Origin of the sequence: Candidatus Magnetobacterium casense (assembly GCF_000714715.1) — a bacterium.
In the GTDB taxonomy this organism is placed as follows: domain Bacteria; phylum Nitrospirota; class Thermodesulfovibrionia; order Thermodesulfovibrionales; family Magnetobacteriaceae; genus Magnetobacterium; species Magnetobacterium casense.
The window spans coordinates 163,787-185,781 of record NZ_JMFO01000005.1 but is presented as its reverse complement, the minus strand read 5'-3'; the positions used below and the strand labels follow the sequence as shown (position 1 = coordinate 185,781).

At 46.9% G+C, this 21,995-nt stretch carries 25 protein-coding genes and 1 tRNA gene; 14 read left to right on the top strand and 12 right to left on the bottom strand.

Going from position 1 to position 21,995, the window contains the following annotated elements:
* Positions 1-102: 102 nt before the first annotated feature.
* The 4 genes from Mcas_RS18025 to Mcas_RS04785 form a co-directional block, all read right to left on the bottom strand.
* Positions 103-267, bottom strand: a complete 165-nt coding sequence (locus tag Mcas_RS18025) for a hypothetical protein (RefSeq protein ID WP_156033144.1) — start codon at positions 265-267, stop codon at positions 103-105.
* 170 nt (positions 268-437) lie between these two features.
* Positions 438-512 (bottom strand) — tRNA-Gly (locus Mcas_RS04795).
* A gap of 133 nt (positions 513-645) precedes the next feature.
* Entirely contained in the window at positions 646-2,157 is a 1,512-nt protein-coding gene (locus Mcas_RS04790; RefSeq protein ID WP_040334353.1) for a response regulator, read from the bottom strand.
* Positions 2,158-2,214: 57 nt separating this feature from the next.
* Positions 2,215-3,315 carry a glycosyltransferase family 2 protein gene (locus Mcas_RS04785; RefSeq protein ID WP_040334352.1) on the bottom strand — a complete coding sequence of 367 codons (1,101 nt, stop codon included), beginning with the start codon at positions 3,313-3,315 and terminating at the stop codon, positions 2,215-2,217.
* 332 nt (positions 3,316-3,647) lie between these two features.
* Between Mcas_RS04785 and Mcas_RS04780 the strand changes: the two genes are divergently transcribed.
* The 9 genes from Mcas_RS04780 (at position 3,648) to Mcas_RS04745 (ending at position 10,290) form a co-directional block, all read left to right on the top strand.
* Complete coding sequence (locus Mcas_RS04780; protein WP_040334351.1) at positions 3,648-4,379, top strand: cyclic nucleotide-binding domain-containing protein; 732 nt, start codon at positions 3,648-3,650, stop codon at positions 4,377-4,379.
* A 66-nt stretch (positions 4,380-4,445) separates the two neighbouring features.
* Positions 4,446-4,994, top strand: coding sequence for a hypothetical protein (locus tag Mcas_RS04775; protein WP_156033142.1), 549 nt, complete (start codon positions 4,446-4,448; stop codon positions 4,992-4,994).
* Entirely contained in the window at positions 4,981-6,222 is a 1,242-nt protein-coding gene (locus Mcas_RS04770) for a matrixin family metalloprotease (protein WP_040334349.1), read from the top strand. The genes Mcas_RS04775 and Mcas_RS04770 overlap by 14 nt, the downstream gene beginning before the upstream one ends.
* Positions 6,223-6,228: 6 nt before the next feature.
* Complete coding sequence (locus tag Mcas_RS17405) at positions 6,229-6,387, top strand: rubredoxin (RefSeq protein ID WP_081853612.1); 159 nt, start codon at positions 6,229-6,231, stop codon at positions 6,385-6,387.
* Positions 6,381-7,595, top strand: coding sequence for a PAS domain-containing sensor histidine kinase (locus tag Mcas_RS16285; protein ID WP_081853611.1), 1,215 nt, complete (start codon positions 6,381-6,383; stop codon positions 7,593-7,595). The genes Mcas_RS17405 and Mcas_RS16285 overlap by 7 nt, the downstream gene beginning before the upstream one ends.
* 17 nt (positions 7,596-7,612) lie before the next feature.
* Positions 7,613-8,506, top strand: coding sequence for an HpcH/HpaI aldolase/citrate lyase family protein (locus Mcas_RS04760; protein WP_040334348.1), 894 nt, complete (start codon positions 7,613-7,615; stop codon positions 8,504-8,506).
* Positions 8,490-9,242, top strand: a complete 753-nt coding sequence (locus Mcas_RS04755) for an HAD family hydrolase (protein ID WP_040334347.1) — start codon at positions 8,490-8,492, stop codon at positions 9,240-9,242. The genes Mcas_RS04760 and Mcas_RS04755 overlap by 17 nt, the downstream gene beginning before the upstream one ends.
* A gap of 53 nt (positions 9,243-9,295) precedes the next feature.
* Positions 9,296-9,820 carry a DUF6036 family nucleotidyltransferase gene (locus tag Mcas_RS04750; RefSeq protein ID WP_040334346.1) on the top strand — a complete coding sequence of 175 codons (525 nt, stop codon included), beginning with the start codon at positions 9,296-9,298 and terminating at the stop codon, positions 9,818-9,820.
* Positions 9,805-10,290 carry a hypothetical protein gene (locus tag Mcas_RS04745; RefSeq protein WP_040334345.1) on the top strand — a complete coding sequence of 162 codons (486 nt, stop codon included), beginning with the start codon at positions 9,805-9,807 and terminating at the stop codon, positions 10,288-10,290. The genes Mcas_RS04750 and Mcas_RS04745 overlap by 16 nt, the downstream gene beginning before the upstream one ends.
* Positions 10,291-10,343: 53 nt before the next feature.
* Here the strand turns inward: Mcas_RS04745 and Mcas_RS16280 are convergent, their stop codons facing one another.
* Positions 10,344-12,536, bottom strand: coding sequence for a diguanylate cyclase (locus Mcas_RS16280; protein WP_052566861.1), 2,193 nt, complete (start codon positions 12,534-12,536; stop codon positions 10,344-10,346).
* A gap of 305 nt (positions 12,537-12,841) precedes the next feature.
* Between Mcas_RS16280 and Mcas_RS04735 the strand changes: the two genes are divergently transcribed.
* The 5 genes from Mcas_RS04735 (at position 12,842) to Mcas_RS04715 (ending at position 18,734) form a co-directional block, all read left to right on the top strand.
* Positions 12,842-13,237, top strand: coding sequence for a hypothetical protein (locus Mcas_RS04735; protein ID WP_040334344.1), 396 nt, complete (start codon positions 12,842-12,844; stop codon positions 13,235-13,237).
* Positions 13,238-13,435: 198 nt separating this feature from the next.
* On the top strand, positions 13,436-14,323 hold the full coding sequence (locus Mcas_RS04730) for a hypothetical protein (RefSeq protein ID WP_040334343.1): 888 nt from the start codon (positions 13,436-13,438) through the stop codon (positions 14,321-14,323).
* Between the two features lie 93 nt (positions 14,324-14,416).
* On the top strand, positions 14,417-17,122 hold the full coding sequence (locus tag Mcas_RS04725; protein WP_162176256.1) for a response regulator: 2,706 nt from the start codon (positions 14,417-14,419) through the stop codon (positions 17,120-17,122).
* A gap of 22 nt (positions 17,123-17,144) precedes the next feature.
* On the top strand, positions 17,145-18,068 hold the full coding sequence (locus tag Mcas_RS04720) for a diguanylate cyclase (protein WP_040334342.1): 924 nt from the start codon (positions 17,145-17,147) through the stop codon (positions 18,066-18,068).
* 87 nt (positions 18,069-18,155) lie between these two features.
* Complete coding sequence (locus Mcas_RS04715; protein WP_156033140.1) at positions 18,156-18,734, top strand: hypothetical protein; 579 nt, start codon at positions 18,156-18,158, stop codon at positions 18,732-18,734.
* Here Mcas_RS04715 and Mcas_RS18775 read toward each other — a convergent pair.
* Genes Mcas_RS18775 through Mcas_RS04685 form a run of 7 tightly spaced genes read right to left on the bottom strand, consistent with a single transcriptional unit; the run spans position 18,731 to position 21,995 of the window.
* Positions 18,731-18,847 (bottom strand): type II toxin-antitoxin system mRNA interferase toxin, RelE/StbE family, encoded by a 117-nt coding sequence (locus Mcas_RS18775; RefSeq protein WP_235203276.1) that lies wholly within the window; start codon positions 18,845-18,847, stop codon positions 18,731-18,733. The genes Mcas_RS04715 and Mcas_RS18775 overlap by 4 nt on opposite strands.
* A complete protein-coding gene (locus Mcas_RS18960) occupies positions 18,837-18,944 on the bottom strand; it encodes a type II toxin-antitoxin system RelE/ParE family toxin (RefSeq protein ID WP_156033138.1) in 108 nt (35 codons plus the stop codon). Before Mcas_RS18960 ends, Mcas_RS18775 begins: the two co-directional genes overlap by 11 nt.
* Positions 18,945-18,991: 47 nt before the next feature.
* Positions 18,992-19,249, bottom strand: coding sequence for a hypothetical protein (locus Mcas_RS04705; RefSeq protein ID WP_040334340.1), 258 nt, complete (start codon positions 19,247-19,249; stop codon positions 18,992-18,994).
* Between the two features lie 15 nt (positions 19,250-19,264).
* Positions 19,265-19,765, bottom strand: coding sequence for a hypothetical protein (locus tag Mcas_RS04700; RefSeq protein WP_040334339.1), 501 nt, complete (start codon positions 19,763-19,765; stop codon positions 19,265-19,267).
* Between the two features lie 50 nt (positions 19,766-19,815).
* Positions 19,816-20,313, bottom strand: coding sequence for a glycosyltransferase family 9 protein (locus Mcas_RS04695; RefSeq protein WP_052566859.1), 498 nt, complete (start codon positions 20,311-20,313; stop codon positions 19,816-19,818).
* Positions 20,310-21,095, bottom strand: coding sequence for an MvaI/BcnI family restriction endonuclease (locus Mcas_RS04690; RefSeq protein ID WP_040334338.1), 786 nt, complete (start codon positions 21,093-21,095; stop codon positions 20,310-20,312). Before Mcas_RS04690 ends, Mcas_RS04695 begins: the two co-directional genes overlap by 4 nt.
* Complete coding sequence (locus Mcas_RS04685; RefSeq protein ID WP_040334337.1) at positions 21,096-21,995, bottom strand: DNA methyltransferase; 900 nt, start codon at positions 21,993-21,995, stop codon at positions 21,096-21,098.

Sequence of the window (21,995 nt, the reverse complement as noted above, 5' to 3'; positions counted from 1 at the left end):
ATAATGACAAACGACAACATAGTTCGGAGTAAATCAGGATATTCTGCCTGTTAAGTGAGAAAATTATTCAACCGAAGGCAAAAATTTACCTCTGCGCCTGCTTCAATTGATCCACATATCTTTGATATCAACAACAACGGCTGAATACATCTCCTGCACGTGGTCTATGATACACTCAATATCCTCAGAAACAGGCAACCCTATTATCAGGATATCACCCTTGACCTGCATGACTGCTATATGTCCCATGACAAATTCTTTATTCATGCCATAAGTGTAGCATTTTACATGCCAACAACAAGGCAATCTCCACAATCTCTTCAGTTAAGAACTGACATTACGCATAGATGCAGGATACACTACAAGGACGGTACGTTTAGAGTTGTTTTTTGAGGATAAACGGATTTACTTTGAACTTACTTTTGACACTTTAGGAATGGAGCGGGCGACGAGGCTCGAACTCGCGACCCCAACCTTGGCAAGGTTGTGCTCTACCACTGAGCTACGCCCGCTTAACAGATATCATTCAGCAACCACAGCCATCATGCTCAACCAAGTTGCTCCGGTTACTTATGCTATGTAGTATATCACAACTGAATGTCATTTGCAAGAACTTTTTTTTTCCACTGCTTACCCACCTCTCCCTTACCCCCCCTCTGTCAACGGGTCACAAGGGATGGTGACCTCAAATGTGGAGCCGACGTTTAGTTGTGATTTTACGCAGATGGTGCCTTTGTGGTTTTCGACCACTTTTTTGACGCTGTACAGACCAAGCCCTGTCCCCTTTACACTGCCAGGAATCTGGTAGTATGGGTCAAAGATTTTATCGATATAGCAACTGTCAATACCGGGGCCATCATCTGTGACGGTCAGCCTGACGGTCACATCATCTCTGTCATAGCTCACCCGGATACTGCTCCTGGCGTACTTGGTGGCATTGCTCAGGAGGTTTTCTATCATGTTCATGAGCTGGCGTTGATCGCCAACCATTGTGATATGCTCAACGTGAGGACGATCTATGCCCTCATGGTTGTTGATGGTGAGGCTGATTCCCCTGGTATCCATTGCAGGCAGACAGTTTATAATGGCCGCCGTCAGTATCTTGTCAAAGTGCATGTGTTCGAGGTTGCAGGAGTTCAAGGCACCCTTTTCCCTGAGCAGATTCGATGTCTCCTCGATGGTGTTGAGCAGGTCATCCGAAATGTTCTGGATGTTACCGACAAGTTTGTTCTTGTCCTCATCGCTTTTGGCCTTGCCAAGCAAGAAGCGTCTGGCATAGCCTGAGATCGCAATTAAGGGCGTTTTGATGTCGTGTATTAGCACGGAGATAAACCTCTCCCGGTGATAGCTTAACCGCTCCTGAGCCTCCCGGAGTTTGTCGAGGTCCTGGAATACTATGACAACGCCCATAAAGCTGTCGTTGTCATCTCGTATTGGCGAGGTGCTGCCGTATATCCGCAATTGCTGCCCACCTGGCAACTGCAGTGTATGATTTTTGAGGTCTATCACCTCATTTCTGATGAGCGATTCAGGGGAGAGCGTTTTATCGTAGCCATTGTCCGTTATAGTAAAGACCCCTGACAGCGGCTTGCCATATACATGCTCAACGAGACATCCGAGCATGTACTGGGCAGCGGGATTGATGAATGTCACATTGCCACGTACATCGGTTGATATTACGGCGTCACCTATGCTGTTGTTGAGTATGAAGTTGATGAGTCTGCTTTTTTCCTCAACCTCCCTCTTTTGGATAGAGACAATTGCATGGTTTATCATCGTTTCGAGGAGTTTATAGGGGTCTATCGGTTTTTTCATAAAGCTGTCTACATTGGCATCGATGGCCCTGATAAAGTATTCCTCGTCGTTAAAGGCAGTGGTAAGGATTATCTTGGTATCATGTCGTATTTCCTTAATATGCCTGACCATCTGAATGCCGTCCATGTCAGGCATGTTTATATCGGTAACGACCATATCAGGCGTGTGTGTCTTGAACACCTCAAGCCCTTCCCTGCCATTACAGGCGTTGAAGAAGTTTTTTACGCGCCTTCTTAAGAATACGGAGAGTTGTCTGTTAATAACCTCGTCATCTTCAACATACAGCAGGCTTATACCTCTGAGTATCTCTTGGGCCTTGTCACTATTTAATTCAACATACATTAAGGAGATACTAACACAATCTCCTCAAAGTGTCAAGCCAAATCCATAGTCACGGCGCTATTTTGTAAACTGCCACGTATCAAGGACGCTGTAGGGCTGAGGCGTTACAAAGCGGGCATAATAGACGCCGTGGCCCAGGTACGACCAGACCTCCTGTGGCAGTTGAAAGTCGGCCCTGTCCACGAACGCTATTGCCGATGGCACAAATGCCGTGTTTACGGAGAGCTGAAAGAGCAATCTGCCTGTGAAGTGCCTGTCTGACGAAAAACGTGGCTGATGCCGGATTACACCGATGTCTGTGATATCTGTTGGCGAGTGACGCCTGGACAGCTTACGGATTGCCTTTGCCATGGCTGTGGCGGCCAGGGGTGATAGCTTCCCGTGGTGTCTTGCCATGTATCTCTGCTGTGAGACGGCGAATTTACCAAATGAACCTCCGCTGTCTGTCCTTGCGCTCTGGTTGTAGAAGTGGCATATCTCTGCATCTGGTGCCATGTACAGGTTGAGTTTGTGTTGTTTGAGGCGTCTGCACCAGTCGCTGTCCTCAAAGTAGAGGGGATAGCCCTCGTCAAATGGGCCGACCCGTTGCAGTATTGCCCTGTAGGTCAGGATGGCCGCCCCGGGCAGCATTGCCACTGACAGTGGGGTTGTCGTAGTAGCGTGGAGGTAGTCCCTCTGCAGCAGCGCCCTGTCTATGGCCAGATTAAAATACCTCAGCCCGCTCAGTGCCTCAATTATGCTCAGAGATGGCGATGGCAGACGTTGCTGGATAAGCTGCATGGTCCTGGCGCTGTCCCACCATGTCCTTGGCCCAACTGCGCCCACATCACGGGCTCCCTCAAGGCAGTCAACGAGGCGTTGCAGGCAGCCGTCAAAGACAAGTGTGTCGGGGTTGAGAAACATGATGTACTGCCCCGTGGCAGCCATGACGCCCTGATTGCAGCCACGTGCAAAGCCACAGTTGTCGGTGTTGATGATGACCCTCACCCCCCTGTCGATCAACACCTCCAGGCGTTTTGCCTCTGACCTGTCCGTGGAGTTGTCCACAACTATGACCTCAATCCCATCGGAATCACCGGCAAGGATAGAGTCAACACACCGTAAGACAAACTCCGCCGTCTTGTAGTTGACTATGATTACTGATATTCTGGTATTCATTAGCTCTATAATTGTACAATATTTCTTGCTGTAAAAAACCCTACAGAAATATTTACAGGAAGCAATATTTGTGCTGCATATAAGGTATTTACGTTTAACATAGTTTTCTGCCGTGCTTGACTATTGTCGGATGTTATTGATATCATTAAAGCTGACGTTGAGAGAAAATTTTATAGTGGAGGACAACGAAGCTGAGTAAGAATTATTTTTTTGGCAAATACCTTATAGACAGGGAGCTTGTCAAGGTCGAGGATGTCCTGGAGGCCCTGCAGTACCAAAAGAAAAAGATACAGCCCTTTGAAAAGGTTGCCATAGAACTTGGATTCCTCGATATGAAACAGGTGTTCCAGATACTGACACTGCAGGCAGACTCGGACTTTACGTTTGAGGAGATGGCCATCAAGAAGAATTTCATGACCCAGGAAAACGCCAATCGCGTAAAATACTACATAGAAGACCAGAAGCCCTTTATCGGCAACACACTCGTAATGCTGGGCAAGATAACGGAAGAGGTCATGAAGTCCGAACTCAAGACATACGAACGGGTCATAGAGAAACACCAGCAGATCGCCGAAATGCTCAAACACGTCGTGCTGTTTCAGTATCTGAGCGAAAGCGCACTGGAATCCCTTGCCTACATAGCGGAGACCGAGGAGTATGCCCCCGATACCAGGATCGTCATCGAGGGCGAGGCGGCAGACTGCTTCTACTGCGTCGTCTCAGGGGCGCTACGCGTTACAAAGACCAACCCCGAAAAGGACGATGAAGAGGCATACCTCAGCACCATCGATAAAAACGACGTCTTTGGCGAATCCTGCGTCTTTGAAAGCGGCAAGAGAACCGCAAACGTTACGGCCGAGGTAACGTCGCTACTGATCCGGTTTGACAAAAACGCATTCATTGAGTTCATCAAGAACCATCCAAAGGCATCCCTGACCATATTGATCTTTATAATACAGAAGCTCATGTCCAGGCTCGAAAACACAGGCAGAGAGCTCGCCTTTGTGCGCAAACAGTTTACGTCCACGCATGACGCTCACGAGCTGATAAAGGAGTTTCTGTAGACACCTAATGAGGGGCTCGGCTTTTTAATGACTTTAAAACTTATACCGATTAAGGAGAACAAGGAAATGAAGAAAAGGGTATCTTTGGTTTATTGCATGGCGGCAGTGATAGTGGCAATGACGTTGGGTGTTGTCCCCTTATATGGGGCTGTCGCTATCAGCACGGACGACCTGGTAATGGCTTCCGACGTTATTTTAAGAGGCGTGGTGGAGCAGACAAAATCAACCTGGGACCAAAAGGCCGGCACTATTATCACCAGGGCACAACTTAAGGTTACACAGGTCATCAGAGGAGACTTTACCGCAAAGACCGCCGCATTTGAGTATGAAGGCGGCACCGTGGGAGACCTGACCCTGCAACTGAGGGATGTCGTCTCCGTGGTCAAGGGTGAGGACGTTATCGTGTTTCTTAAGACCAAACCCGGTACAGGAAAGGTCAAAGAAACCGTATTCCTCGTACATGGCGACAAGCAGGGCAAGTACACCGTAAAAGACGGCACCGCCATCAAGGAACTCGACTACATAGAGGGTAACCCTGCCGTTATCGACAATAATGTACCCATCGGCACGTTCATTAAAAAGATCAGAGGGGTCACAAAGAATGGTAAGGTTTAGGGCACTGTTTTTGTGCCTCTGCGTGCTCTGGAGTTCGGAAGTCCTTGCCTTTGGAGTGAATAAGACTTCATCGGGTGCTATCCTGAAGCAAAAGCAACCCGGTGTTACTTTATATGCCAACACCACGGGAGGCCCAACGGGGGCGCTTGAGGCAATCACGGCAGCCATGCAAACGTGGAACAGCGTGACAACGACTTCCTTCAGATTCGCCTATGCCGGCGCCACAACCGCAACCAACTGCGGCGACAACGATGGCGTAAACATCATGTGCTTCAACAACAACACTAACGGTTCCCTGGCCGTCAACAGCGTCTGGTACGACCCTCAAACGGGAGAGATTTTTGACGATGACATAAACTTTAATACCAAATACCTCTACAGCACCGACCTGACACCGAACTCCTACGACCTGCAAAATATAGCCGTTCACGAATTGGGCCATTGCCTTAGCCTCAAGGACCTCTACGATGCGGCAGCCGATTCAGAAAAGACAATGTACGGGTATGCCTCAAGGGGTGAGACCAAAAAACGAACCCTGGAGCAGGACGATATGGATGGCATAACGTCCCTGTATCCGGCATCGACGTGCATCTACAGTATATCACCTGCCACTGCGACAATGTCGGCCAATGGCGGTAGCGGAACTATCACGGTTACAACAGAAAACGGCTGTGGATGGCTTGCCGCCCCGGAGGTGTCATGGCTGTCAATTACGTCCGGTTCAACCGGCTCCGGCAACGGTACCGTCACGTACTCGGCCTCTGCCAACAAGGCATCGACAAGCAGGACCGGTACCATCAACATATCAGGTGAGACGTTCACCGTCACAGAGGAGGGTGACACCGGTACCCTCAAACCGATGATTACAGGCAACGGCGTCGATGGCTACCTCACGATTAAATCAACCGATACGCTTGACATCGACGTGAGCCTCGCTCCAGGCAACAAAGACGGCACCATGGCAGATTGGTGGGTCTATGTCCTTACACCATTTGGGACATACTACTATGTGTATCCAGACCAGTGGCTGGCTGCTGCACACGCATACGATGTCAGACCTGCATATAAAGGCGCCCTGTTTAACCTTCAACCCACACGGCTGTTAAGCGCATCAGGACTGCCCTCCGGGTACTACTATATATATTTTGGCGTGGATACCTCCGCTAACGGGATACTGAGTCTAAGCACCCTGATGTATAATACCCTGACGGTGTACGTACCTTATTAGATTGCGATGAAAAAGTATGTCTGTGCAGTTTGCGGTTACATCTATGACCCGGCAAGGGGCGATAAGGCACATGGTATCTTAGCCGGTGTAGCCTTTGATGCCTTGCCGGGGAGTTGGCATTGTCCCGTGTGCGGGGTGACAAAGGGGGATTTTTCACCGTGGTAGCATCAAACGAAGATACCCTGCTACTTCAGTCGGAACTGAGATTGTTGCAGGTGCTGATGGATAATATCCCCGATTCCATCTACTTCAAGGACGGCAACAACAGATTTGTAAAGGTAAACAAGGCCAAGGCCGATCACTCCGGCACCACGGCAGAGAATATGACAGGCAAGACCGACTTTGACTTCATGTCCAGGGAACAGGCTGCCAAGGCCTGCCTTGATGACGAACAGATAATAAAAACGGGTATCCAGATAACCAACAAGGTGGAACGCGTCACACACATAGATGGCACGGAGGTCTGGAACTCCGTTACCAAGATACCGTGGTATGATGCCCATGGGGTCATAATAGGAACGATCGGTATATCGCGTGACATCACGGAGCTGGTACGCTCAAAGGAGAGGTTGCAGGAGAGGTCCGAGCAGTTGAAGGAGATAAACTCCGACCTTGAAAGACGTGTACAGCATGAGGTCGAAAAACGTAGGATACACGAGGAACTGATGACCCAACAGGCAAAGTTGGCCGCCATGGGTGAGATGATCACCATGATAGCGCACCAGTGGCGCACGCCGTTAAACATCATGGCCCTGCTCATGGAGGACCTCCAGGACGCCTGCGACAGTGGCCATGTGGACAAGGGCCGTGTTATAGACGCTGCCAGTGAGGCCATCTCACAGATTAACTTTATGGCCAATACGATCAACGATTTCAAGGACTTCTGCAAACCATCCAAGAGCAAGGTGCTGTTTAACGTCAAGTCTGCCGTGGAGGCTGTTTGTGCGATCACAAGCGCACTGCTGCGTCACAACTCCGTGGAGATAAGGGTTAAATCTACTGCACCCGATAACGTAACGGTCTATGGGTATGAAAACGAGTTCAAACAGGTCATCTTAAACATCATCACCAACGCCGTGGACTCCATTAACGACAAGCGCACTGCCGCAAACGTTAAAGGTCTCATAGAGGTCGATATAAAAAGAGACGCCGAAAAAGTCACGCTCGTCATAAAAGACAACGGCAAGGGCATAGAGCCGGATATCAGAGACAAAATATTTGACCACTACTTTACAACCAAGAAAGACAACGTAGGCTCAGGCATAGGGCTTTACATGTCAAAGATAATCATAGAAAACAGCATGGGTGGCAGCATATACGCCACCACCAGCGAAGATGCCAGGACCGCCTTTGTTATCGAATTGAAGCTGTAAACAGAGGCTGTAAGTACATGAGTAATCACATGCACTATCTGAGGCTCGGTGCCTCGCTCTACGTCCCGGCAACACATGCGGATATCGCCGGAGTAGCAACGGCAGAGAAGTACCCACAACTGCGGTCTGTCATCTTTGACACGGAGGACTCCATTGCCGATGATGCTCTCAGTTTCGCCTACGACAACCTTCAACAGATGCTCCACAGACTCAAAGACAGTCAGAGTCGTGTACCGATGATCTTTATACGGGTGCGCAATGAGTTTGAGATACCCATGGTGCTCGACCTTAAGGGCATTGAATTGATTAATGGCCTGGTGTTGCCAAAATTCTGCTGCTCCAACATGGAACAGTATATGATGATTGACATAGGTGACAAGTTCTACATGCCTGTGCTTGAAAGAGACGTATTCACGACAGAGGCGCTCCACCACATCAGAGATTTCCTTCTTACCTACAGGGACAAAGTCTTGTCTCTCAGAATAGGAGCCAATGACATGCTCTCAAGTATGGGCATGAGGAGAGACCCTACGATGACCATATACGACATAAGGGTAATAGAACTGGCAATTGCCAACATAGTGCTTACGTTTAAGCCCTGCGGTTTTAACATAACTGGCCCCGTGTGGGAGTCTTTTTCCCAAAAAAGTAAGGACAAGCTGCAACAAGAGGCTGCCCTCGACCTTGCAAACGGACTATTTGGAAAGACCGTCATACACCCCTGGCAGGTTGAGATCGTCGAGGAGGTCTACAAGGTTGACCGTGAGGAACACGCCGCAGCGTTGAAGATACTGTCCCCCGACAGTCCCCCTGTATTCAAGATGTTTGACAGATTCCACGAAAAGGCCACACACAGCAACTGGGCCAGGGTTATCATCGAACGGGCCAGGATATATGGCCTCAGAGACTGACAACATGCACAAAACTCACCCACAGACCATTGTCTTTCTCGATCTCGATGACACCATATTTCAGACCCTCCGGAAGAACCCCCGGGGCATACACCCGGCCACAGGTACGTCCTTTATGACCGACGCTCAGAGACGCTTTCTTGATATCTTTCTCTCTGCCGAAGGCGTTATGGTAGTCCCCGTCACCGCACGGGATGCCACCCAGTATGACAGGACGTTTTTGAGCCGACATCAACGCATAACGGTTTCGGCCCTCTACTACGGCGGCCTTATAACAACTCATGGATTGCCCGATGAACAGTGGAGCAAGCACATGAAATCCTTGTACCAACCCCTGACGCCATCGGTCCGGGACACATATGAGAGGGTGGCTGGATTGATCAACGGCTCCTGCTTTAAGATATACAACGTGGATGATTACTACGTAACGCTCAAGCACACAAACACCTCCGACGCTAACTACATGGATATGCTCCGTGCCCTGGTGAGACAACTGGAAGGCGTCGTTGAGGGTGGCGGATACAACATCTGCCACAACGACAACAACGTATCGCTGGTGCCCACGTTCCTGGACAAAAAACACGCCATTGACTACCTCGTACAACGCTATCAGCCCACTCTGACCATCGGAGTAGGCGACAGCATCAGCGACCTGGGCTTTATGACCCAGTGTCACTATGGGATATTTCCCGGCGGGTCGCAGATTGGTACGTTATTGACCAGAAGAGGTTGTTAGAGATTTGCATTTTTTGAATGACTATTTGGCAAAGAATGTGCTAAGATGAAAAAATGGATAGGTTGTTGCTCATATGTGTGTTGAAAGAATTAGACAAATTGCTTACCTGTCACTACAAGGTGATCATTGCAGGTGGAGCTGCAATGATTATTCATTATGGAGCATCAAGAGCAACAAGAGATGTTGATGCAATAATTGAAGGTGGCAACTTATATAAGATTAGGGATGCAGCAAGAAAAATTGCTGACAAGTTTAACTTGAATGATAATTGGTTTAACGATAGTATAAAGGGTTTCGCTAATATTTTGCCGCCTGATTTTCAAGAAAGAACTAAAGCATTGCAAATAGAACTATCTAATATCGAAATCTATGCCATTGGGATAGCAGAACAATTGATAATGAAAATTATTGCCTTAAGAGAACAGGATTTAGAAGATATTGAAATACTACTGCCTAAACTAACAGAGGAAGACAAGCAGGTCGTCTTAAGAGACATTGATCACATTTCAAAAACCCGTCCTGATTGGGCACAGAAAATACAATACTTTTTAGAGGAACAGCAATGGAAGATAAAATAGATACGTTATTTCAACATTGGAACAAATATGATAGCAAAGTATTAGTTTCTGAAGCAAAGAACATTGAACCGATATCAGTTGAGGCCCTGATTTCAGAATCGACAAAATATTGTCGTTATTCTGGCAGATTGACATGGATTTTAATAGACTGGCTGATACGTAATATAGACAAAGTGAATGAGAGTAAACTACTTGACTTAACCAAAACACATGGAGACATAACTGTCTTAGGCTTAATTTCTGATTTGGCAAGCCAAAAGCGGAAAGATAGCGTATTTGACCACATTATAAGTACGAGCAAACCAAACAAGACTAAAGAGATATTCTTTTATCGGATAGCCAAAAGTAAAATAGCATCTAAGATTGCAGTAGAGAATAGCTTGCCTGTCTATGAAAGATGGAATTTTTATTGTAATGAGCTAACGTACTTAACAACGAATGCAGAGTTACAAAGCATAGGTTTTAGATAGACATTATGTGGTTAAAGCAAGATTGCATTATATAGCACGTTTTGACCAGTGGCTTAAATCACCTCTGTAAACACACTCTCACCACTGACCTCTTCCGCCATGCAAACCCTGTTGCGTCCTTCACGCTTTGCGCGATAGAGTGCTGCGTCTGCCGCCTGTAAGACTATGTTGGTGTCTGACCCGTGAACCGGTAAGACTGCCACCCCTATCGATAACGTTATGGTGCCAAGGGACTGCTGCTTATACACGACGTGCATGTGACAGGCGGCCTCTCTTATCTGCTCTGCCCGCTGCATAGTCACCTCAGCAGAGGACTCGGGCATGATGATGGTGAACTCCTCCCCTCCATACCTGCAGGCGATGTCTCCACCACGAATTTGTTTGGTAAGAAACATGCCCAACTCACAAAGCAACTTGTCTCCTCCATCGTGTCCAAAGGTGTCGTTGAACTGCTTGAAGTGGTCTATGTCTATCATGATTATCCCAATGGGCGTGTACTTACGCATGGACCGTTGCCACTCCAGCTCAAGCGATTCCTTCATGTAGCGACGGTTAAACAGTCCCGTAAGCGGGTCGCGCATGGACATGTTTCTGAGCGATTCCTGGAGTTTGAGGTTGATTATCGCCAGACCACATCCCTCTGCCAACCTCATGGCCAATTGCTCCTTTTCTTTGAGCCAATCCTGTTCGTATGACTTCCCTTTCAATGAATCAAGCAACAGGTGCAGCATCCCTATCGTCTCACCCTTGGCCATGATGGGCGTACAGATGTAGGGGACACCCTTCTCCCTCACATGTTGACAGGCAATGTCCCTGGCATCATCAACCATGACATGCACATGGCCACGCCTCAGCCCCCAACACTCGTTCTGCGTAATCACAAGCTCCTGGGGTGGGGGATTGCCCCAAACGGATATGCTCTCAAGCATGTTCCTCGACGAGTTATAGATGTAAAGCGCACCCCTGTCACGAGGAAACAACTGCGACACCGTGTTGGTTATAACAACGCCGGCCTCCTCAACGCAGTTGCAGGCCTGAAACAGCTCACTCATCCTGCTGAACAGTCCGCTCTCCAACTCGCGCAACTCCAGCAGCCTTGCCTTGGTCTTAAGTTCCACGTTGTTCTTTTGCATATCAATGCCGTAAGTCAGTAGTTTTTCGCTATGGTCTTTCAACTCTGTAACCATAGTGTTAAACGCTAAGGACATTCGCCCTATTTCGTCCTTTGAACGAACGTCTATGCTTATGTCAAGGTTGCCCTTGCCCACTTCGCTGAAGCCGTGTGACAAGGTCTCCAGCGGCCTTGTCATTCGTCGTGCAAAAATATATATAGTGGCCAAACCCACGATAGCAAACAGGACAGAGAGTATTGCCATCCTGACTCTCAGTTGTCTGACTGGCGCAAAGGCCATTTTTGATGGAACGCTCATCATTAACGTCCAATTGTTTCCTTTAAAGTCCCCGTATCCACGCTCACGGTTAAAGGCCAATATCTCCTCCTCGGCGCCATCGGAATGCCGATGCCTGGTACTGCCCCTGCTTTTGCCCGATAACAACAGCGGTTTGGCAAATACCCAGTCAGGCGATATCTCTTTCAGTATACCTTTTGCGTTATCGCTGGAATACAAGAGCATCCCTTCACTATTGACCAGGTCTACATCCATATTTACGTCATTGTTCTGGTCCCCTTTAGCGCTCTTGACTATATCATCCAGGACATCCATGGTCAGCTTCAGGACAACTACACCAAAAGAAACGCCTTCCCTATCCTTGACATAGGTCACAAACCTGATTACGTTATTACCTGTGGAATTTGAGAAACTTACGTCTACAAAGACGTCCGTCCCCTCTTTTAATTGCGTCCAGTACCCCTTAAGCGGATACTGTTGTCCGATATCCTTACCGGACGTATCGGCAATGCGTACCCTGTCCAGGGTAAAAAACGACATTGACACATAGGAGGCATAGGTACTCTGGTATGACTTCAATCGTTCCGTAATTTGCACGGGTGTTGATTGCCTCGATGCAATTATTGGGTCTCTTGCTATATTCTTTACGTCTACGTATTTTTCGTAGAGCACCCTGTCGAGTTTGTCCACTGTATGAAACGTGTAGTTTTCAAGCGCTGTCCTGATCTGACTGTCCAATATGTCAACGGTAGTGCTTTGCCCTATATACATCGCTACGGTCAGAAACACTATGCCTATGCCTGAGAAAAATAAAATTAACTTTGTCGATAGCCTCATACCATTTCTCTTCCTCACTATAGAGTTTTTCATAGCACTATATAATAACATATGTCACAAGAAAATCTTGCTGCAAAAAAATACTGCTCACCGTAAAATTAAAACATGTGACATATCATCGCAGAAATATTTACAGGAAGCAACATTTTGCAAGCGCCTGTTATGTTCTCACACCTGGGCATGATGGGGGTCAAGGGGGCAGCGAGGGTACTTCTTTTTTTTCTTCACGTGTTTATTGGCACGGTACTTAGTTTAGTCAAATAGAAATATGCTATAATAGAGCTTACAATTGAGATTAGAATACAATGATTGAATTTGGCGATATCTTTACACGTGTTATATATGTGTCGGTGTGGGTGGTTTTCTTTGTAGCGCCGATGCTGTTTTGCGGCGGAGCAGGACTTATGATAAGCCCCCTCACAAACCGCTTATTAGGGATTAAGACAAAGAATGCGGATATGTATTTTTACCTTTGCGCCACTTTTGCACTTGTCTTTTTGCTGACCCTGGTCTCTGTCCATGATTTATTCAAAGGCACGGAAGGCGACCCCACCTATCTGTTCAATGGTACCCATAATGTAGTACTTTATACAATTCTTGTCGTGTATTCTTTTATAATTGCAACAATATTATTCCAGAAACATGCCAGCAACCGTAATATATACACCACCACCCAATGGCGTTTCCATACTGATCAGTAAGATTATTATCCCTCATACCAAGTACCTTAACCCTTGTGACGCTAATAAGCCCCTGTTTACTCAGTCGGCTGCGGCGTGCTCCATTGCTATTAATGCAAACTATGATAACGATACGGCTGCGCTGATTGCGTATGATAAAAATGCCCTTCAGATTTTCAGTAAAGCTGAAACCATCCGGTGTCGGAAAGGGGATGGCAAATGATAAAGAGATTCGTGGTATTAAAAAACTGTTTGTGCCCGCTTGTACTGATATTGGGTCTAACGTATCCCATTTGCAGCAGCGCCAACCTGGCACCGCCACCTGCTAATTATATAACCGTTAATGTAACAAACCTGACCGGTGAAACAACGCAAGAGATGACACTTGCCATCTTGGGCTGTTATAAACCCAGTCTCCCGCAAAGTATCCAGCCAGGTGAAAAAGACGCCCGGCCAGAGGTAATATTACTGGAGGATAAACAACGGGGTTGCTATTGGACTGTGGACAGAAATGAGTCATCAAAAACCATGTGCAACGATGGCAGGTGTTGGTTTAAATACCGCGATGATCTCCCAAAAGAGATTCGCCTTGCTTTGTCGATTAAGGCATCCGGTAAAACCAACGTCTTTGTATCCGATAAGATTGACAAACCGATCTCCGTGCTGCTGCAATATTCTATGACTCTTATGGATAACGGCAGGACTACCATCTCCTTGAATTACGATCGGTCATTTAACACATATAAGGCCTTTATGACTGCATTTATAGTAACGCTTGTCACCGAACTGCTCTGTTGGTATATCTGCCTGTTATTCCTCAAGAAGAGCGGGCGGGTAGTATTAATTTCCGTCATGGTTGCAAACTGCATATCTCTGCCCGTCTTGTGGAGCGCCTTTTCGATAATGAACAATCTCATGCCATATCTGTTTTTTTTAATCCTTTCGGAGTTTCTGGTGTTATTCTTTGAGGTGTCTTTCATCAGTTATTTCAACAGGGGACATATCCGCATAAAAGAGGCTGCACTTGTAACAGTTGGAGCAAATATATCGAGTTTCCTGTCAGGCATTGTGTTATTTGGTTATCTGCCTCAATGGATAAGTTTGTAGTAGATTTGGTGCTTTTCTTTTAAATCGCTCCCTTCTGTATAATATAGGTTGGCTATGGATGATCTCATGACAGAGGATTTTTTACTTACGGTTTTGGATAAAAGTCCTGACGGTGTTATAATCCTTGATGCTGACAGACGCATCCTGCTCTGGAACCGCTGGATGGAGAAGGCTTCACGCATTGGCAGGGATGAGGTAACAGGCCGTGGCTTTTATGATGTTTTTCCAGATATGACCGATACACGGATCATGCGCGGGATCGACAATGCCCTCGCCTTTGGACTGCCCACCACGCTGTCCCACAAGCTGACCAACAGACCCTTCCCCCTGTACCAGTCTACGGCTGACCCCAGGAGGGACGAAAGGATAAGTCAGGTCGTGCTCATCAGCGGCATACGCTCCAAGGACAGGCGCTTTCGCTGCATAATCAGGATACAGGATATCACCGACACGGTCTACAGAGAACAACTCCTGCGCGACCAAACCGAACAGTTGCGCACCGCCAAGGAAATGGCCACAAGCGCCAACAAGGCAAAAAGCGACTTTCTGGCAAACATGAGCCATGAGATACGCACCCCCCTCAACGCCATCATCGGTATGGCCTACCTCGCACTCAAAACCAACCTCGATGACAAACAACTGGACTACCTTACAAAGATCAACACCTCTGCCCAGACCCTGCTGGGGGTTATCAATGACATCCTGGACTTTTCCAAGATCGAGGCCGGAAAGTTGGAAATGGAGTATATCCCCTTCCACCTGGATGAGGTGCTGCACAATGTATCGAACCTGATTACTCTCAAGACCGACGAAAAGGGTCTTGAGTTCTGTTTCCACGTAGGCAGGGACGTTCCGCTGGCACTTGTTGGAGACCCCCTGCGCCTGGGGCAGGTTTTGATCAACCTCTCAAACAACGCCATCAAGTTCACCACAGAGGGGGAGATCATCATCTGCATCGAGGTCAACGAGGTAACCGATGATATGGCCTGCCTGCACTTTTCGGTCAAAGATACCGGCATAGGGATAAGCCCTCGGCAGATAACCACACTGTTTCAACCATTTACGCAGGCCGACACCTCTACTACACGCAAGTACGGCGGCACCGGCCTGGGATTAACCATATGCAAGCGCCTGACAGAGATGATGGGCGGTCGCATATGGGTGGAGAGTACCCCCGGGGTGGGGTCAGTCTTTCACTTTACGGCGCAGTTTGACAGGCAAAACCCCGACAGACGCCGCTTCCGTCTGCCGTCGGATAAATACGTGGGCATGAGGGTGCTCCTGGCCGATGACAATCCGGCAGCACGCGACATACTGAAATACACGCTGGAGTCCTTTTCGTTTAATGTAACACCCGTGGCCTCGGGGACAGAGGCCCTGGCCGAGTTGGAGCGTTCGCTGGATGACCCCTACGACATGATCTTCATTGACTGGAAGATGCCAGAAATGGACGGTATCAGAACAGTGAAGGAAATCAACCGGCTCCTGCCGCAGAGCAAGACGCCAAAGGTCATCATGGTAACCGCATATGGTCGTGAGGAGGTCATGCAGGCAGCCAGGGGGGCACACATTGATAACATCCTCATAAAACCGGTCAGTCTGTCGGTGATGTTTGAGACCATCCTGTCGGTAGTTGGCGAGGACGTTGTCCGGCACAGGGGCGTAATACCCGCCACAGAGACCGAGGTGGAGGGGCTTGAAAGGTTGGCAGACATACGCATACTCCTGGTAGAGGACAACGACATCAATCGCCAGGTTGCCATGGAAATACTCCAGAGCAAGGGGGTTAGGGTGGACATTGCCCGAAACGGTGCAGAGGCGGTGGATGCCGTCACGACGATGCCATCGCATTATTTTGATGTCGTGCTGATGGATATCCAGATGGCCGTTATGGATGGCTATGAGGCTACAAGACGGATACGGCAGAGGCAGGAACTTGCCGGTCTGCCAATTATCGCCATGACCGCCAACGTCCTCACCGGAGAGCGGGAGAAGTGTCTGACCGCAGGGATGAATGACCACATCGGTAAACCCATACAGCCCACTCAGCTCTACACCACGCTGTTGCATTGGCTACTCCCCGGGGAGGCTAAACTGCCACCAACACTTTTGCTACCAACACCGTCTTCTCAGACTCCGGCTGAAGGTGCAGAGACGGCGCTGCTGACACGGTTGAGCAGGATCGATATATGCCTCGGACTGGATAGATGTGTAGGCAACACAAACCTGTACGTCGAACTATTGAGGCAACTTTACGGCAAATACAAAGACAGCTTCAAGGCAGTTTGCAACGAGCTGGACAACAATAACTACAAAGCGGCCCGTGAGTTGGTGCATGCCCTGGCCGGGGTTTCCGGTAACCTCGGTGCCACTGAGCTGTACCAGGCATTGCAACCACTGGACAAGGCGCTCAAGGATACTACCGCGGATATCGCTGACCTTGACTCACTGTTGAACGCATTTAAAATGGCATTCGATGACGTTATGGCAGACCTGTCGGGGATTGATGACACCACGCCACCTGAAGCAGCTTCTCAGCCACATACTGTAGGCACGGGCGATGCAGAAGACCTCAGAGGCAACGAAGCCGTAGTGGTCTCAATACGGAAGCTGGCGGTGTTGCTTCTGGAGGGTGATTCGCGGTCCGTGGCAGAGCTTCAGACTCTCAAGGGCATGTTGGAAGGGCATTGCAAGGCTGAGGCAATGGCGGATATTGAGAGGTATATAAATGATTACGACTTTGACGAAGCACATGCTGTTTTGATTGCCTTTGCTCAGTCATTGGGGCTTACTGTCTAACGAAAATGGAGAGATACCTATTATGAAGGAAAAACGTGCAAAGATACTGATCGTCGATGACGAAAAGGTCAACATTGATATTCTGGTGAATCTGCTCAAAGAGCATTATACATTGGTTGTAGCAAAGTGTGGAGACAAGGCAATCAGTCTTCTGGAGTCAAACGAGGACAAACCCGACCTGATCCTCCTGGATATACTGATGCCCGGTATGGATGGCTATGAGGTCTGCCGCCGGATTAAGGAAAACGGCCATACCAAGGACATCCCTGTGATCTTTATAACGCTGTTAAGCAACGTTGAAGAGGAGAGGTATGGGTTTCAGCTGGGGGCGGTGGATTACATCACCAAGCCCTTTAGTCCGCCCATTGTTGAGGCGCGTGTGAAGACCCACGTTGAGTTAAAGCGCAAGAGGGACTTACTGGAGGTCATGGCCAGGGAGGATGTACTGACAGGGATAGCCAATCGCCGGAAATTTGATGAGTTCCTTGATTTTACCTGGAACAGTGCCGTCAGGAGACAGACAAGGCTGTCGATGATATTGATTGATATTGATTTCTTTAAGCGTTTTAACGACAATTACGGTCATAGTGCCGGGGATGATTGTCTGAGGGAGGTTGCGTTGTCCTTAAAGGCTGCGATGCCGCGCTCGTTGGACCTCATAGCCAGATATGGGGGTGAGGAACTGGCCTGTATCCTGCCCGATACCGATGGCCACGGTGCCATGACGGTTGCAAAACGCCTGTGGGAGGTTGTATGTGCAATGGACATACCCCATGAATACTCAGATGCGGCAGACCATGTTAGCATAAGTCTGGGGGTAACAACTATGATACCACAGTGCAACAGTCAGCCAAGTGCTTTGATAGAGGCAGCGGATACGGCCCTGTATATGGCAAAAAAGGCCGGGAGAAATCGTGTGGAATTTCTGGCGAGCGATAATATCTAAGTGTTTAACTGATAGTTCCGAAACAGATTTTTAACTTGACAGATAACGATGGTTGCTATAATATAGAGTGAGGTATAAATATGCTATATGGCTAAGTGTGTTGTATGTAATTCAAGAAAAGGTAAGAGAAACTGTCCTTCCTTTGGTGTGCTTATATGCAGTCAGTGCTGTGGTGACAAAAAGGGTGGAGAGGTAGATTGTCCTCATGATTGCTTTTTCTTCTCAGCATCTAAGCAGTGCTTCACTGACAAACAGACATTTAATGAGGCCAAGAACTTTGAGAGAGAGTTGAATTCTATTATTGGCAATGAATATGATTACCTTGATGTGCTACAGAACATCGAGTTTTGTATTGTGAGCACTTACAAGAAAAATAGAAAGTTAGTTGATAAGGATGCGCAGGCTGCACTTGAATATCTCTTGGAGATGGGTAAGGCACATATAACAGGGGTATCATCTAAATATCTAACCAAATTATCACCAATAGTACGAGACTTGGTAGAGTATATAAATGACATAATCGAATTCAGAGAAGCACATGGGAAAAGAGAAAGTTTGATGGATAGATTGAAGTGCATATACAGGGTTCTCCTTTCAGTAAAAGACCACCATAATCCTATGGATGATAGAAGTTATCTTAATTTCATAGTCGAATATGTGCGTTAAATCAATTTATTGAGTGATGACATACAAACGATGCACTGGCCGTCAATTTTGTAAATCAGAAGCCAGTCAGTTTCAATGTGGCATTCTCGTCGTCCTGTGTACTCACTCGACAAGCTTATGGTCTCTGTGCTTTGGAGCAAGATTTTCTCCGTTGCTGAGTTTCGTCATGACTTCGTACAATTGTTCTGCATTGGCCCCACGTAGTAACATTTTCCTGATGTCCCTCTTGAATTGCCCGGTAGAGACAGGTTTGTACTTCACTTGTGAAGTTCCAGGTCTTTAAATAAATCTTCAATGCTCTTGAACTGGATTAAGTTCTCTCCTCTGTCAGTTTTTTTGAAAGTCTCACGGGTGGTTTTATTGGGGCACCATCCAAATTCAATAAGCATCTTGCCGTATTCATTCAACGCATAAATAGCTCCACCTGATTCTTGATCATCTGTAAATGAACCACCGTCAATACCTCTATGCGATAAGAGGCTGGCAGACCATAGTGCATCGGCAATATCGGTCATATTCCCTTGCGTACCCTAGCGAAAGCTCCGAAGGTATTCCAAGTCTTTAGCGTAACATTTGTTGATTATGTGTGCCAATCGCATCGCTTTGTCGTAGTCGATATAGCCCTTGATTAGGGCAGCAATGATCCGGCCCGTTATTTTTGCCTTAACAGTGTCGTCAATTTTATCAATTAAATGGAGTATGGTTTCTCCAAACTGCTCGGTATTTCCCTCGCTTTCAAGCCACTCGGTAAACTTGAAGCGCTCCTCTGACGTTGTGATATCCAAGGCTTCCAGAAAACGTAGAATTTTATGAACAAAAAGTTCATTAGTTATTTCCTTTCCAGCTTCCCGGAGACCGTTAAGTATACCGATAACAGGGATACCGCTCAATCCATCCGATTCCATGAATGCATCTCGCCCGGCATCACCTGTGATAACGAGAAAATCCTTCAACTTTTCACTACGCAAAGACTGTACAACCGATAAAGCTGCATTTTTCTCCAAATTCAACAGCATTCTTAATTGTACCATTTAGTTTTCCTTTAAGTAAAGCAAGCGATGCGAGAGTGCCAAAGTAATCCTCAAGCCTTCCGTCCTGCAACGGAGCCGACTATCCAAAGAATCAGAAACAGCAACGATACGACAACCGTAATCACCCCTGCCACTGCCGTAAAGGCGATGCCCTTGAGCAGTGATACGGTTAGAGCCAAACGGGTCAGCGGTTTGAACTCCAATGATATGTTGCACATGAGGCGTGTCTCCGCCCTGAGTCGAAAGGAAAACAAGAAGACGTTGAGAAATCCTGCACCAGTGACGTTGCCTACCGGTACGATGACAACATCAAATGCCCGACTCTTCAGCTCTGACGTTGGCTCATAAGGCGCCCGCAGGAAGCTAAAGGCGCCCGTATGGGGATAGACATAGACGTTGGAGATTTCTGCATATTTTTCAGCAAGGGGTTTACCGTGTTGATGCGTCAGCAGGCATATCTCACCCTGCGGGTACTTGTCTTTGAGTTTACCTAGTATCCTGTCCAGGTGCTGGAACCCCGTGGAGCGTATAATCAAGACCCTCTTCACGCAATAACCGTTATATGCTCATAGAGTTCCGGCATCTTATCCTGGCGTAATCTGAATTTTGTTCCATGATTATGACCAGTCCTTGCGTCAAAATCAATTAAGACAGCAGCGTTTTCAATAGCCTCTAAAAACCTGTCAAGGCTAAATTTCTGAAGCATCATTATCTTTTCATAAGAAAAATACTCTACTCCACCTTCATGTTTGGCATTTGCTTGTATATAAAAACAATTTAAGAGTTTAGTTCCAGCCTTATGAAATAAGTCGTCAAACCCCCAGTATGGTTGAGGCTCAAGTTCTCCCAATCCAATCTTGTCTTTAACAGATTCTAACCAAATAGAATGTCTCTCTGAAACATATTTAGCATCAAACGATATTAAGACCTTCCTTTCCGGATGGCAAATTGTAACCATAAAACCCCTGTCACTTCTTGATTTTCCATGAATTGTCTGACGGAAACTCATCTCCTGTGAAAGATATTTTTTACCTGCCTCATGATGAGACCAACCATATTTGAGAAGCAATACTTGAGGCACAAATTTTAATGCACGTGGTGAAGGCTCCATGTGAAAAAGAGTTGTTAATGAAGATGAGTTTAATCTTTGACACTTTAATTCCCATTCAGAGGCATTTGGGATTGGCAAGTTATTTTCCTTAATGCCCAGCAAATCTTCCAAAGTGTTGCCAATCCCACCGGCATTGCCAGGTCGTGCATTTCTTATCCATCCCATATCTTTAATGCTTATTAGCTTATTTATTAATTGCTCTTTTGTGTAAGTGTTCATTCAATCTAAACCACATGGAGGTTTCCAGAAATCAAGCAAGTACTCAAACGTCACACCCATCGTTATATAATTACTTGGCCACCCAAAGATTCCAATTTGATTGACAATATTTGTTCTATCCCAAATAATAATATTTCGCAATTCATAACCTCTTGTTCTTAATTCTTCAATTAAGGAGACATGTATTGTAATCCTTTGATTATTCCACCACATATCAGGGACATTTATGACACAATGTCCTTTTGGTTTCAATAGTGGTAAGATAGAGTGAAAGATGTCACCCATTGCCTGGCAATAGTCCTTTAGAGGCATTGTTCCCAAATCTCTTGTATCTTGTGAGTATTGTTCAATTTTACCAAGTTGTTCATTGTTTCTGATACGTCTTGACTTGTTTTTCCTTTCCCTGTTTAACAGGTTTGCGTAAGGAGGCGAAGTCCAGATAAGACTTATGGTTTTCTCGTCAAAATACTCATGGATATTTCTCGCATCGTCATTTACAAATATCTGCTTAGACGTATTAAAAATACAACTATCGTTCAACCTGGATAATGAAAGAGTGCCATAACTATTTTGTAAATCAAAACCAACTGAATTACGGTTTAGATCACGTGCAGCAACAAGCGTTGTACCACTTCCAACAAAGGGGTCAACGACCAGCTCACCTTCATGTGAAAAGAGCGATATTATCTTTTGAGCCAACGTAATCGGGAATGTTGCAGGATGCAATGTCTTGTCTCGTATATCCCTCTTTTCATATGTAAATTGCCACACACCTATTTGGCTTTTTAGCCATTCCTTTGGGGTCATACAGTTTATATGCGTTGGTTTACACTCACACGTTCTTTTGTAAGCAATATCAATTGGCTTTGTTATGTCAACATTTGATGAATTCACTTGCAT

What these genes read in the sequence shown, in the direction of transcription:
- Mcas_RS18025 (WP_156033144.1), bottom strand. Translation starts at nt 267, where the DNA reads ATGAATAAAGAATTTGTCATGGGACATATAGCAGTCATGCAGGTCAAG.
- Mcas_RS04790 (WP_040334353.1), bottom strand. Translation starts at nt 2,157, where the DNA reads ATGTATGTTGAATTAAATAGTGACAAGGCCCAAGAGATACTCAGAGGT.
- Mcas_RS04785 (WP_040334352.1), bottom strand. Translation starts at nt 3,315, where the DNA reads ATGAATACCAGAATATCAGTAATCATAGTCAACTACAAGACGGCGGAG.
- Mcas_RS04780 (WP_040334351.1), top strand. Translation starts at nt 3,648, where the DNA reads ATGAAACAGGTGTTCCAGATACTGACACTGCAGGCAGACTCGGACTTT.
- Mcas_RS04775 (WP_156033142.1), top strand. Translation starts at nt 4,446, where the DNA reads ATGAAGAAAAGGGTATCTTTGGTTTATTGCATGGCGGCAGTGATAGTG.
- Mcas_RS04770 (WP_040334349.1), top strand. Translation starts at nt 4,981, where the DNA reads ATGGTAAGGTTTAGGGCACTGTTTTTGTGCCTCTGCGTGCTCTGGAGT.
- Mcas_RS17405 (WP_081853612.1), top strand. Translation starts at nt 6,229, where the DNA reads ATGAAAAAGTATGTCTGTGCAGTTTGCGGTTACATCTATGACCCGGCA.
- Mcas_RS04760 (WP_040334348.1), top strand. Translation starts at nt 7,613, where the DNA reads ATGAGTAATCACATGCACTATCTGAGGCTCGGTGCCTCGCTCTACGTC.
- Mcas_RS04755 (WP_040334347.1), top strand. Translation starts at nt 8,490, where the DNA reads ATGGCCTCAGAGACTGACAACATGCACAAAACTCACCCACAGACCATT.
- Mcas_RS04750 (WP_040334346.1), top strand. Translation starts at nt 9,296, where the DNA reads ATGGATAGGTTGTTGCTCATATGTGTGTTGAAAGAATTAGACAAATTG.
- Mcas_RS04745 (WP_040334345.1), top strand. Translation starts at nt 9,805, where the DNA reads ATGGAAGATAAAATAGATACGTTATTTCAACATTGGAACAAATATGAT.
- Mcas_RS16280 (WP_052566861.1), bottom strand. Translation starts at nt 12,536, where the DNA reads ATGAGGCTATCGACAAAGTTAATTTTATTTTTCTCAGGCATAGGCATA.
- Mcas_RS04735 (WP_040334344.1), top strand. Translation starts at nt 12,842, where the DNA reads ATGATTGAATTTGGCGATATCTTTACACGTGTTATATATGTGTCGGTG.
- Mcas_RS04730 (WP_040334343.1), top strand. Translation starts at nt 13,436, where the DNA reads ATGATAAAGAGATTCGTGGTATTAAAAAACTGTTTGTGCCCGCTTGTA.
- Mcas_RS04720 (WP_040334342.1), top strand. Translation starts at nt 17,145, where the DNA reads ATGAAGGAAAAACGTGCAAAGATACTGATCGTCGATGACGAAAAGGTC.
- Mcas_RS04715 (WP_156033140.1), top strand. Translation starts at nt 18,156, where the DNA reads ATGGCTAAGTGTGTTGTATGTAATTCAAGAAAAGGTAAGAGAAACTGT.
- Mcas_RS18960 (WP_156033138.1), bottom strand. Translation starts at nt 18,944, where the DNA reads ATGTTACTACGTGGGGCCAATGCAGAACAATTGTACGAAGTCATGACG.
- Mcas_RS04705 (WP_040334340.1), bottom strand. Translation starts at nt 19,249, where the DNA reads ATGACCGATATTGCCGATGCACTATGGTCTGCCAGCCTCTTATCGCAT.
- Mcas_RS04700 (WP_040334339.1), bottom strand. Translation starts at nt 19,765, where the DNA reads ATGGTACAATTAAGAATGCTGTTGAATTTGGAGAAAAATGCAGCTTTA.
- Mcas_RS04690 (WP_040334338.1), bottom strand. Translation starts at nt 21,095, where the DNA reads ATGAACACTTACACAAAAGAGCAATTAATAAATAAGCTAATAAGCATT.
- Mcas_RS04685 (WP_040334337.1), bottom strand. Translation starts at nt 21,995, where the DNA reads ATGCAAGTGAATTCATCAAATGTTGACATAACAAAGCCAATTGATATT.